Below are 11,827 nucleotides of genomic sequence, written 5' to 3' on the forward strand. Positions count from 1 at the left end.
GTGGTTGCGTCGTTGTTGATCGTTGCACTGCATTTCGTGGCCCGCATTCACGAAGTCAGCCTGCCGGTGGATCAGGCGGCCATCGATTGACCACCGCCCTCAAGGGTAAGAAGACGCCGGCCGAATGGTTCTGATGGGGTGGAAGCCCCCAATTAGCGTTGCCGCATGACGTCCCGCTGCCACCGTTCTGCCGGCACCTCGCTGGCCAAGCCGGCTTGGCTAAAGCGCTACGGACGTCGCGGATCAGATAGCTTTTAACATGACCGGCGATCGCCAGGGCGCGCGCATCAAGGGGATCAAGCGACGTGGCACGTTCAGCGGAGGCAACTGCCAGCGTTGTCACGTCGCGGGGATCGTTCACCCAACCTATCGCTGGGTTCAGAGGTATGCTCCAGAGATCGCGAAACGGCTGCGCTGGCAATGGCGCGGGCCGCGCTCGACCAGTTGGCGCGTCGACGATACCTACATTAAAGTCCGCGACAAGTGGGCCTACCTCTATCGAGCGTCGACAAGCACAGGAACACAACAGAGCCAACTGCCGCACGAAGCCGCGTAGGCCGATCAGCGCCGCGACGCGTGCTCCAGTACAAGATCACGTGTCCCGCCAACGCAACAGGCGCGCCTCGACCGCCGAGGCGCCACGATTGATCAGGAAGCCTACCAGCCCCAGAATCAGGATACCGAGGATGACGAGGTCCATCTGGAAGCGCTCGCGGCCGGCGATGATCAACCCACCGATGCCGGGGCCGACGGTCATGAAGTATTCCGACCCGATACTGGCGACCCAGGCATAGATCAGGGCGAGATGCACGCCGGTTGCGATAGACGGCAGTGCCGATGGCAGATATAGTTTCGTTACGAGTTGCCACCGCGTAAAGGTCAACGTGCGCGCGACGTCCACCAATTTCGCCGATGCGCCACACATGCCTTCATGCGTGTTCAGCACCACCGGAATCAAAGCGGCGGCCATGATGAAGACAACCTTCGCAGCCTCACCTTCGCCGAACCAGATGGAGATCAGCGGAATCCAGGCCAGGATGGCGATCTGGCGCAGACCGTTGAAACTGGGCATGAACAGGCGGTCGGCGATGCGGGATAATCCGAGCACGGTGCCGATCATTACACCAAGCGACGATCCGAGCGTGAAGCCGGCGACGTCGCGTAGAAGGCTGGCTGCCAGGTTGCGCAACAGGCCTTCATGCACCACCTGATCGAACGCCGTGTAGGCCACAAGCTCAGGTGATGGCACGAGACGTGGATCAACCAGATGCGCTCGACTGGCGGCTTCCCAAGTGGCGAGCAGGAGCATTGGCAGGACCGCGCCACGCAGATGACGCGTCATGCGAGGCGCCAGCGCTGTAGCCTGGCTTCGACGGCGGCCATGATGCGGTCGAGGGTGAAGCCGACGATCCCGATGATCAGCATCGCAGCCATCATCGTATCCAGCCAGAACATCTGACGGCCCCAGACGAGCAAGTAGCCAAGCCCCTCCGCCGAGGCCAGCAGTTCGACCGCAACGAGCGCGTTCCAGGCGTGCGTCAGGCCATAGCGCAGGCCGGTAAAAATCGGCGGGACAGCCGCCGGCAGCACCACCTTGCGCAGCAATTGCCAACGGCTGAAACGAAACAACGCCCCCACCTCTCGATACATTGGCGGCACCGCTCGGATTCCAGCCAGTGTGTTCAACGTAACCGGAACGAAAGCGGCCTTGGCTATGACGAGGACTTTCAGGGGTTCACCGATACCCACGAGCAGCATCAGAAACGGAATCCAACCCAGTGTCGGCACCTGGGCGAAGGCGGTGAACAAAGGTTTGACGTAGTCTTCCGTTTTTGGCGACAGCCCCATCGCAACGCCCAGCAACAGCCCTAGCACACTGCCTGCGGCAAAGCCCTCGACAACACGTAACAGGCTGATACCGGCATTCCCCGCCAGATCGCCGCTGTGTGCCATGTCCAGCAGGGCCGCCCAGACCTCCCCGGGCGACGGCAGGATTTGCGGAGGTAGCCAACCGAAACGCGCGCTGACGGACCACAACGCCAGTAGAACGATCGGAAACAGCGGGGCGATGATTGCTGGGGGAATAGGTAGCCAGGCCCGTGCAGAGATCTTGGCAACGCGCATCAGGTTTCAGGCTTTCCGTCGGCGGCGTAACGGGTCCAGAAATGTTCCAGGTTGAGTTGCTTGAGCGCGACGTTGAGGAATCGTGGCTCGAACCAGCCATCCACGCTGACATCGCGCCGGATCAGACCGTATTCCCTGGCTTGCTTGGCCTGTTGCCGATAGGCCTCGATCAGATAGTCGTCGATCAGCGGCGTGTTGCGGTATTTCAACGTCTGGCCGGCGAAGTCGGCTCGATATACCGATGCCGGACGGCCGGAGCGGACCCAGATATCGAACAAAGCGTCACGATTTTGTTCCTGCGAAGACCAATAGGCTGCCTTGACGGCGCCGGTGATCACGCGCTGCACCAGATCAGGGTGATCGGTCACGAAACGTTCGGATGCCACCAGCGTAGACTGCCGTTCGAATGCCGGGCTCCCGCCTTTTGTGGTGTAGGCGATTTTTGCCAGCCCCTGATCGACCAGCAACAGAAGACCGTAATTGCCGAATGCCGCATCGATGTTGCGGGTGGCGAGCGCGGCGTTGGCCGACGCTTCATCCATGTTGATGCCCTGGAAATCCCGTTCCGTCATGCCGTTTGCCGCCAGCACTTTCACCGCCGCAAGATGGTTGTTGGTGCCACGGAACAACGCCACCTTGCGACCTTTCAGGTCCTTGATGGTGTGAATATCCGAATTGGGCGGGACGGCCAGATACAGCGGTGCATGGGCCCCGCCAGCGAGCACATGACGGGTCTTCAGGCCGTTGGCCCGGCCAATGATCTCCGGCAGATCGCCGTGCGAGGCGAAGTCGAGCTGCCCGTTGGCGAAAGCTTCGTTCACCGCCGGGCCGGCACCCTTGAAGAAGGAGTACTCGATCTTTACTCCGGGCCGGTCTTTCAGTTCGTTATCAATGTAATGGTCTGCATGTGCAGTGGCAATGAAGTTACCGCCGGAAAACTGACGGTTGTCGACCCCGACATTGGCGAACCCGAAACGGATGGTGATGGGTTCGTCGGCTCGAGCGACCGTCGTTGCCGCGAGGCCGGCGAGCACTGTGCGGCGGTAGATCATATCGGGCGGAATCCTTGTTCGGGTAGGAACGCCCGCGCCGCCAAAGCGGGTCGCGACGCGGCATGAGGTGCTGGTGATTGTTCCGATGTCGTGGACACCAGGGCCGCCATCACGCGGTCTTGCAATCGGGCCAGTGCTGGGTTGGCACGATCACGTGGGCGTGGTTGGGGAACGTCGAACGTGGCGGCAATGCGGCCTGGTCCTGGGGCCATGACGACAACGCGGTCGCCGAGATACACGGCTTCCTCCACGTCGTGGGTGACCAGAAGCATGGTAATTCCCTCGGCCGCCCAGATGCGTTGCAGTTCGTCCTGCAACCGGGCACGCGTCAGGGCATCCAAGGAGCCAAACGGTTCGTCCAGCAGCAGCACGCCGGGCCGGTTCACCAATCCGCGGGCGATCGCGGCGCGTTGCGCCATGCCGCCGGAAAGTAGGTGCGGGTAGGCATCTTGGAACCCGGTCAACCCCACCAGGGCGATGTGTTCGGCCACAGAACGGCTTTTCTGGGCTTTGCTCAGGCCGGCGTTCAGCAAACCGAGCGCGACGTTTTGCGCGACCGTCAGCCAGGGAAACAAGCGAGGTTCCTGAAACACCAATCCGCGGTCAAGGCTTGGTTCGATCACCCGCTTGCCATCCAGGACCACATTACCCGCGAATTCCGTGTCGAGGCCGGCGATCAGCCTCAGCAGCGTCGACTTACCGCAGCCGCTCGCCCCGACGATCGTCAGAAATTCACCCGGTGCAACTGACAAATCCACGGAGTCGAGAACATTCAACGGTGCGCCATTGACGCGAAACGCCTTGGATACGCTGTCAATCTGAAGATGCCCCTGCCCCGCCATGTCAGCCGACCGCCGCTGGTCGAACAGCGATCAACGCCGTGCCTTCCAGCACCTCTGGCACCTGGCCATTCGTTGCGTATGGTTGAAGGGCGTCACGCACCTCCAGCGCCATGTCCTTCAGGCGCGAGCCCGGCCGGCCTTCCCATGCTCGGGCATAGGACAGAGAACGATCGACCAGATGTTCGATACTGGTGAGACGGCGTTCCAGGACAGCGATGCGTTCCAAGTGGCTAAAGGCTGAGTCCAGCAGCACTGTTTTGTGGTCCTTGTTGTCGTGGGTGCGAATCCGAGCGGGGTCGCCGGCACCGTAATGGTCCAGGATCGCTTGAAAGGACGGATGCCAGTCATTGGCGGGGACGGGCGGGAACGACTCCTGAAACAAGGCGACCCCGCCGGTTGGCTCGACCAATGCATCCAGTGTTTCCAACGTGCGTGGCCGATCCATCCAGTGGAACGCCCGGCCGATGGTCACCAGATGCAGACGGCCGAACTGGGGACCCAGGTCGCCGGAACTGCCCGAGACGAATTTGATGTTCGCCCCCGCCTTCGCGGCGTTCCGGCGTGCCGCGTTCAGCATTTCCGGTTCGGGATCGACCCCGATGACCTTGCCGGCAAACGGATGGAAATCGATAGCCAGAAACCCCGGACCCGTTCCTAGATCCAGGACCGTCTGCGATCCGTTCAACCCGACGAGATCGGCCACACGGCGGGCGAGCAACCGTGGATAGGTTGGCCGCCCCGTCGTGTAGAAATTTGCGAGCTCGCGAAACCGTCCCGGAAACAAAACGTCCGACATCAGTAGGGCCGATCTCCCTTGATCGTAACCCTGTAGCCCGAACGGGTCTGCGGGAAGTAGTCCCACATCGCGATATGCTGCACCGCTCGGTTGTCCCAAAACGCAATGGAGTCCGGCCGCCAGCTGAAGCGCACCTGGAACGCCGGCTTCGTGCTATGCGCGTACAGGAAGTCCAGCACCGACCGGCTTTCTTCCGCCGACAATTCGTTAATGTGCGTGGTGAAGTTTTCGTTGACGAACAGCCCTTTCCGTTTCGTCACCGGATGGGTGCGGACGACCGGATGGACTGCCTGCGGAAAGACCTTGTTACGGTCATCGATGCCCAGCAGGCGATTGGTCCGCCGATACGACCGGTCGCCCGAATGGGTGGCGGTCAAGCCATCCAGAAAACTCTTATATGCCGGCGTCAGCGCGTCGTACGCAGCGGATTGACTGGCGAAAATCGTATCGCCGCCGGTCGGCGGAACGGTGTGCAGATAAAGAATGCTGCCCAACGGCGGCTCCACGTCGCACGATACGTCGGAGTGCCAGTTTTCCCCGTTCGCACGCTTGGAATCCGCATCGGCATGGATCGGCAGGATCTCGGGATGCCCCTCGGGACCCGGCGTATTCGGATGAATGTGCAGGTCCCCGAAATGGCGGCCAAGGACTTTCTGCTGGTCCAGGTTGATCTTCTGGTCACGGAAGAACAGGACCTGGTGCTCCGCCAGCGCGGTATGCAAATCTTCGACCTGCTGGTTGGTCAGCGCGGCGGACAGGTCGATGTCGGAAATCTCGGCGCCCAGACGCGGGGTTACCGGCTTCACTTGGATGGTGGCATAGCTCATCGGTTTATTCCTTATGGAAAAAAACAAGGGTGCGTAGTTCGATGCTTTCCCGCTTTGGCGAACCGGCTGGCGCATCAGGCACCAGGAACGCGGTATGCGGGGCAAAGCGAGCGACATCCGAACGTGAGTCGTAGCACTTGATCAAGATTACCTCGTCCGGCCGCTGTTCCTTGATGTAGTGCCAGCGATGTTCGGGGCTGAACGCGACGTTGTAGGTTTCTCCCGCACGATTTGGGATAGACCAGGTCGGACGGAATCAGTTCCTCATGGCGCACCGACGAGGCTTCGGCCACCGCGAACGGTGCGTCGTAGTCCCGATGGTTGATCGGACGCCACGGGTTGATGACCTGGACGCGACCTTTCAGTAGTTCATCGGCTTCATCCGGCGGAAGATCGCGCACCCGCTTCGGACCCGATTTGGCCGTGTGATCCACGTACACGCGGGTCGCGGGCTGGCACGGGCCATTGCCATAATCCTGCCGGCCGGGGACACGGCGACGCAACGTGTGGTCAAAAATGAACACTTGGCCGGCGCCCGTCACATCCTTCAGAAGATGTTCCGCTTCCGCGTAGTATGTGCCCCGGATCTGCGCCTCATCCTGGAAATCGGTGACGGCGGACCGACGCTCGACCACCGCGAAGCCTTCACCATCCAGGGTGAATGCATCATCTTCCTCCCGCAAGTCATACACCGGCACCCGGATCATAGGTAAAGCTGCGTTGACGCTCCTGCGTCGGGACAATGTAGTTCAATTCGGCAGTGGTCGCGCTCATGTCTGGTCCTCCTGCGTCAGAGCGGCGGGCGAATGATGCCGCGAAATGCCGATTGCCGATCGCTTCATCTCTCACTCCGCAAGCCACTCAAGCCGTCGTGGCGACGATCACACGTCTATGTCACGTGAGTCAATCATGTTATACGATATCTACAGGTTGAATAAAGAGGCAAACTCGATGGTTTATTTATACCTGCCCCCAGATTGCCGCTCGTCGTCACAAAAGCGCGCTCATTGAGGCGCTCCGCTAATCCCACCAAAGCGCGTACCGTCGAACCCATCCGTTACTCGCTGTTGAAGAAAATGTAACCCATTCCGTGGGATCTATGGTCAGGTCCGGAAGGTCAGGCTCACCCGCCGAGCCTCTCATTTGAATTGATCCCTATGGTCGTTATACGTTATAATACACGAAAATAAGTCGTGTTTTGTGGGCGCCGCTGAGATGGATCAGACCATATGGTCTTCGATGGAGGAAGTGTGTCGACTGGTGGACCAATTGCTACGTCCGGCTGCAGCCGTCCCTCGATTAAAAAATCAAGGACCAAGGCGATAGTGCAATGCCATACTATATAGCCACCCTCTGATGTATATAAAAAGTGATATACGCTGACTTCCTGCCGGAGAGGATGTCCATCCCTATGCCAGTGCAAGGTCTTGCGCCCACTGATTTCGCCAATAGCCCGCTTTCACGCGTCCTGCGGCAACCCATGCTGCTCGGTCTGTTTTTGCCTATCCAGAATGGCGGATGGAGCCCATCGCTGCTGCCACGCGGCACAACGTGGACGTTCGACTACAACGCCGAGCTGACGCGCCAGGCGGAAGCGCTGGGCTTCGACCTCGTCTTCGGCCTGGCCCAATGGCTCGGCAAAGGCGGCCATGGCGGAGAGCAGCGCTACCGCGAGACCTCCCTCGACCCCTTCATCGCGGTCAGCGCACTCAGCGCGATCACAACTCGCATCCTGCTGATCTCGACTGTCCACGTCCTGTATGGCCCCTGGCATCCGCTGCATCTGGCGAAATTTGGCGCGACGCTCGACCATATCTCCGCTGGCCGCTGGGGCATCAACCTGGTGACCGGCAACGCTCTGAAAGAGCCGGTCATGTTCGGCATGGACCGTATCGAGCACGATACGCGTTATGCCATGGCGGATGAATTCATCACCGTCCTGAAACGCCTTTGGGCCGAGGACGAAAACCTGACACACGAAAGCCCGCACTGGACGTTGCGGGACGCTTTCGTGACGCCAAAGCCGCTTTATGGCCGGCCTATCCTGGTCAGCGCCACCGGTTCGGCGGCCGGTTTCGGCTATGCCGCCAAACATTCCGATCTGGTTTTCATCACCAGCCCGGCGGGGGCCGAGATCGAAGCCGCGCTGGACGCCTTGCCGGATCATGTCGCAGCTTTGCGCAAAGCCGCGGCGGCCGAGGGCCGGTCGATCCGCACCATCATCAACCCGATGATCGTCAGCCGCGACACCGATCAGGAAGCCAACACGTACCTGTGTGCTATCCTCGCAGCCGAGGACGTTGGCGCCGTCGACGGCTTCGTCGGTCGAGCCAGCGACAGCCAGGCCTGGCTGGGGCATCGGCGGGAGCAGCGGGTTCTGGGCGGCAATATCCAGTTGATCGGCGGTCCCGAGCGCATTGTCGACTATCTGCTTCGGCTGCGAGCGGCAGGAATCGATGGTGTCCAACTCACTTTCTTCGACTTCCAGCCGGATCTCACATTTTTCGGCAGCCGAATCCTGCCGCTGATGGCGCAAGCTGGTTTGCGGCTTCCGGACGGGATCGCATGAAGCCCAACCGCCGCACACTCCTCACCGCCGCCGCCTCCCTGTCCGTCGCAGGCCGGTTCGGGGCGCGAGCGGCGGATATCCACACATTGCGTTTTATTCCGCAGGCGGACGTCACCATCCTGGATCCGCTGACCACGACGGCCTATCCGACCCGCAATCACGGCCATATGTGTTGGGACACGCTGTACGGGCTCGATGCGCATTTCGTCCCGTCGCCGCAATTGGCTGCCGGTCACGTGGTGGAAGATGACGGCCGACGCTGGACTTTCACCCTGCGCGAAGGGACCACGTTCCACGACGGAGAACCGATACGGGCGCATGACGCTGTCGCGTCCATCCGCCGCTGGCTGCCGCACGATACGCATGGCCAGATCCTCGCACAGCGCCTGGACGATATCCAGGTGCTCGACGACCGGCGCTTCCAGCTTCGTCTCAGCCGGCCATTCGGTCCGCTGTTGGACGCGTTGGCAAAGCCCTGGTCGTATCCGTGCTTCATCTACCCGGAACGGTTCGCCGCGATCGACCCGGCGACCCCGCTGACCGAGGTTGTCGGATCGGGACCCTATCGTTTTGTCGCGGCGGAGCGGATATCGGGCGCACAGGTCGTCTATCGGAAATTCGACAACTACATCCCGACCCCGGTCGGTATCCCAAGCCTGACGGCGGGACCGAAGATTGCCTGGTTCGAACGGCAGGAGTGGAAGGTCATCACGGACACCGCCACCTCGGCTGCAGCCTTACAGAACGGCGAGGTCGATTGGTGGGAAGCCGTGGCACCAGACCTGCGGCCGCTGCTGGCAAAGACGCCCGACGTGGTGCTCGACCAGCCGGACAAGAACGGCGGCTATGCCAGCCTGCGGTTCAATCACCTGCAGCCGCCGTTCGACGACCCGGCGGCGCGGCGGGCCGTCTTGAAGGCGGTCCAGCAGTCCGACTTCATGATCGCCGTTGCTGGTGACGATCCCAGCCAATGGCGCGACAAGGTCGGATGCTTCCCCCTCGGATCGCCGCTGGCGTCCAGCGCCGGCATGCAGGCTCTGACCTCGCCTCGCGACCTGGACGCCGCCAAGGCCGCCTTGCAGGCCTCAGGCCATGCCGGTGCGCCCGTGGTGGCCCTGCACGCGACCGATGTGCCGAACCAGGATGCCCTGATGTCCGTCGGTGTGGACCTGCTGAAGAAACTGGGATTCCGCGTGACCGACGCCACGTCCGATTGGGGCACGATGCTGCAGCGGCGGGGCAATAAGAAACCCATCGACCAGGGCGGATGGAGCGTGCTGATCGCATTGTTCAGCGCCAGTGAGTTCGCGACACCGGCCGGCAACATCCTGCTACGCGGCAACGGCAAGGATGCGTGGTTTGGCTGGCCCTCGGCACCGCGATTGGAGGCGCTGCGCGAATCCTGGTTCGATGCCCCCGATCTGGATGCACAGAAAAAGATCGGTGTTGCGATGCAGGAACAGTTCTTCCAGGACCTGCCTTACATCCCGCTCGGCCAATATCTCGGCGAAACCGCATACCGGCGCGGCCTGACCGATGTCCGGCGCGGCATCGTCCTGCCCCTGAACGTTCGACACGCGTGACATCGGTCAGGCCGACTGCAACCTGCGACGGGTCCTATCATACGTTATTCCGCCGCCCGAGCCTCCGGCGCATCGCCGAGGCGGTAACTGGCCGCGGGATGCCGCGCGGGAAGCCTTGGATGACCAAAGATCTTCTGGCGCAACGGACCTGGCGCATACTGCGTCTTGAACGCGCCACGCGATTGCAGTTCGGGCACCAGAAAATCAACGACGGCCTCCAGGCTCTCCGGCACCACGACCCGGGTCAAATTGAACCCGTCGATATCCGCCTCCTCTACCCAGGCCTGGAGTTCGTCTGCGACGGTCGCGGGGGAACCGACGATGAAAGCCCCGCGTCCACCGACCTGGCCGAAGCTCACCAGGTCGCGCACGGTCCAGCGACGGTCGGGGCTGCGGATGGTGATCGATTCGATCAGCGATCGCATGGCATTGCCTTCGACATGCTGGATCGGTTCGTCCGGATCGTAACGAGACAGATCGATGCCGGACCAGCCGGACAGCAGCGCCAGCGATCCCCGATCGTCCACCCAGCGTTGGTATTCAGCGTGTTTGTCGTTGGCCTCGGCGTCCGTCGGCGCAACGATAATGGTCGCGCCGAGGAAGATCTTGACGTCGTCCGACCGCCGCCCTTTTTCCACGGCATGGCGGCGTATATCCCGCACCGTCTCGGCTGCCAGCCGCTTGGTATGGCCGTTGATGAACACCGCTTCGGCATGACCGCCGGCGAACCCGCGCCCGGCGGCCGAAGCACCGGCCTGGAACAGGAACGGCGTCCGCTGCGGGGAGGGATGCACCAGATGGATCGCATCCAGATCGTAATGCGCGCCATGATGCGATATCCGCCGTACCCGGTCGGGCCGGGTATACGTCCGCGTCTGGCGGTCGCGCACAAGCGCGTCGTCGGCCCAGCTTCCTTCCCACAACGCATAGACGACGTCCAAGAACTCCTCGGCGGCAACGTAACGCTGATCGTGGTCCGTCAGCCCGCCCTGCCCCGCACCCTTGGCGCCACTGTCCAGGATCCCAGTGACGATGTTCCAGGCCATACGGCCCCGGGTCAGGTGGTCCAGCGTGGAGAAGCGGCGGGCGAGCAAGTAGGGCCTCTCATAGGTCAGCGTGACGGTGACGCCGAAACCGATATGTTCGGTCACGGCGGCCATCAGCGGCACCACCGGGAACGGATCGAGTGTAGGCGCCTGGGCAGCCGTACGGATGGCGGTATCGGGGCTGTTGCCATAGACATCGTAGACCCCGATCACGTCGGCCAGGAAAATGGCGTCGAGCAACCCGCGCTCCGCCGTTTTCGCCAATTGGGTCCAGTATTCCGGCGTGTCATGCCGGACGGAGGCATCGTTCGGATGCGCCCACAGCCCCCCCATGTGTGGCTCGGTGCGTTCATGTGGAACGCGTTCAGGCGGATCTCCTTGGGCATGCTATTCGGCCGCCGCGGCGTGAGTGGCGAGGCGACCGGCCGGGCGTTTCAGGCCGAGATGCTCGCGCAACGTGGTTCCCTCGTATTCGTGCCGAAACAGTCCGCGCCGCCGCAGCTCGGGCACGACCAGTTCGACAAAATCCACCAGGCCGTCCGGCAGCGTCGGGGGCATGATGTTGAATCCATCGGCACCGTAATTGACGAAACGTTCTTCCAGTTGGTCGGCGATCTGCTGCGGCGTGCCGACCTATTGCCAATGTCCGCGGGCACCGGCGATGCGCAGATACAATTGTCGGATGGTCAGATTCTCCCGCTTCGCGAGGTCTATCAGCAGAACGCGCCGGCTTTTGCCGCCATCGGTTTCCGGCAGGTCCGGCACCGGGCCATCCAACGGGAATCGCGAAAAATCGAAGCCACCGGAATGGTTCGCCAGCAGGCCCAGGCCGACGACCGGATCGATCTGCGATTGCAGCGCTTCGAATTTTTCCTGTGCTTCGGTCTCCGTCCGCCCCACCACCGGAAACACGCCGGGCATGATCTTCAGATCGTCCGGCGAGCGTCCGTATTTCGCCATCCGCCCTTTCACATCGGCATAGAATCCG

General features: G+C 61.9%; 11 protein-coding genes and 3 pseudogenes. 3 read left to right on the plus strand and 11 right to left on the minus strand.

The features are described from left to right. Window positions 1-367: 367 nt before the first annotated feature. Window positions 368-520, plus strand: a pseudogene (locus GSQ89_RS25160) (DDE-type integrase/transposase/recombinase); the annotation flags it as partial. A 72-nt stretch (window positions 521-592) separates the two neighbouring features. On the opposite strand, the gene GSQ89_RS25165 reads toward GSQ89_RS25160, so the two are convergent. The 8 genes and pseudogenes from GSQ89_RS25165 to GSQ89_RS25195 all read right to left on the minus strand — a co-directional run. Beyond that, window positions 593-1,342: an ABC transporter permease gene (locus tag GSQ89_RS25165; RefSeq protein ID WP_158930433.1), complete on the minus strand. Its 750-nt coding sequence runs from the start codon at window positions 1,340-1,342 to the stop codon at window positions 593-595. Continuing rightward, window positions 1,339-2,124: an ABC transporter permease gene (locus tag GSQ89_RS25170; protein ID WP_158930435.1), complete on the minus strand. Its 786-nt coding sequence runs from the start codon at window positions 2,122-2,124 to the stop codon at window positions 1,339-1,341. The genes GSQ89_RS25165 and GSQ89_RS25170 overlap by 4 nt, the downstream gene beginning before the upstream one ends. Next, complete coding sequence (locus tag GSQ89_RS25175) at window positions 2,124-3,176, minus strand: ABC transporter substrate-binding protein (protein ID WP_158930437.1); 1,053 nt, start codon at window positions 3,174-3,176, stop codon at window positions 2,124-2,126. The genes GSQ89_RS25170 and GSQ89_RS25175 overlap by 1 nt, the downstream gene beginning before the upstream one ends. After that, window positions 3,173-3,934 carry an ABC transporter ATP-binding protein gene (locus GSQ89_RS25180; RefSeq protein ID WP_254073363.1) on the minus strand — a complete coding sequence of 254 codons (762 nt, stop codon included), beginning with the start codon at window positions 3,932-3,934 and terminating at the stop codon, window positions 3,173-3,175. Before GSQ89_RS25180 ends, GSQ89_RS25175 begins: the two co-directional genes overlap by 4 nt. Window positions 3,935-4,019: 85 nt before the next feature. Further along, the gene (locus GSQ89_RS25185) at window positions 4,020-4,814 is read right to left on the minus strand and encodes a class I SAM-dependent methyltransferase (RefSeq protein WP_158930441.1); all 795 of its coding nucleotides are present in this window, start codon (window positions 4,812-4,814) and stop codon (window positions 4,020-4,022) included. Then, window positions 4,814-5,641 carry a TauD/TfdA family dioxygenase gene (locus GSQ89_RS25190; protein WP_158930443.1) on the minus strand — a complete coding sequence of 276 codons (828 nt, stop codon included), beginning with the start codon at window positions 5,639-5,641 and terminating at the stop codon, window positions 4,814-4,816. The genes GSQ89_RS25185 and GSQ89_RS25190 overlap by 1 nt, the downstream gene beginning before the upstream one ends. Window positions 5,642-5,645: 4 nt before the next feature. Beyond that, window positions 5,646-5,786, minus strand: coding sequence for a hypothetical protein (locus GSQ89_RS40250; protein WP_371734290.1), 141 nt, complete (start codon window positions 5,784-5,786; stop codon window positions 5,646-5,648). A gap of 115 nt (window positions 5,787-5,901) precedes the next feature. Then, a pseudogene (locus GSQ89_RS25195) lies at window positions 5,902-6,348 on the minus strand (CmcJ/NvfI family oxidoreductase); the annotation flags it as partial. A gap of 704 nt (window positions 6,349-7,052) precedes the next feature. On the opposite strand from GSQ89_RS25195, the gene GSQ89_RS25200 reads away from it, so the two are divergent. Together GSQ89_RS25200 and GSQ89_RS25205 are read left to right on the plus strand one after the other, a co-directional pair. After that, window positions 7,053-8,210: an LLM class flavin-dependent oxidoreductase gene (locus tag GSQ89_RS25200; protein WP_254073364.1), complete on the plus strand. Its 1,158-nt coding sequence runs from the start codon at window positions 7,053-7,055 to the stop codon at window positions 8,208-8,210. Further along, the gene (locus tag GSQ89_RS25205) at window positions 8,207-9,793 is read left to right on the plus strand and encodes an ABC transporter substrate-binding protein (RefSeq protein ID WP_158930447.1); all 1,587 of its coding nucleotides are present in this window, start codon (window positions 8,207-8,209) and stop codon (window positions 9,791-9,793) included. Before GSQ89_RS25200 ends, GSQ89_RS25205 begins: the two co-directional genes overlap by 4 nt. A gap of 44 nt (window positions 9,794-9,837) precedes the next feature. On the opposite strand, the gene GSQ89_RS25210 is transcribed toward GSQ89_RS25205, so the two are convergent. From GSQ89_RS25210 to GSQ89_RS38690, 3 genes and pseudogenes are all read right to left on the minus strand, one after another. Next, a complete protein-coding gene (locus GSQ89_RS25210; RefSeq protein ID WP_216856378.1) occupies window positions 9,838-11,172 on the minus strand; it encodes an LLM class flavin-dependent oxidoreductase in 1,335 nt (444 codons plus the stop codon). A gap of 54 nt (window positions 11,173-11,226) precedes the next feature. Next, on the minus strand, window positions 11,227-11,397 hold the full coding sequence (locus GSQ89_RS38685) for a hypothetical protein (protein WP_216856379.1): 171 nt from the start codon (window positions 11,395-11,397) through the stop codon (window positions 11,227-11,229). 75 nt (window positions 11,398-11,472) lie between these two features. Then, window positions 11,473-11,827, minus strand: a pseudogene (locus tag GSQ89_RS38690) (LLM class flavin-dependent oxidoreductase); the annotation flags it as partial.

This window comes from Acidisphaera sp. S103 (genome assembly GCF_009765975.1).
In the GTDB taxonomy this organism is placed as follows: Bacteria; Pseudomonadota; Alphaproteobacteria; order Acetobacterales; family Acetobacteraceae; genus Rhodopila.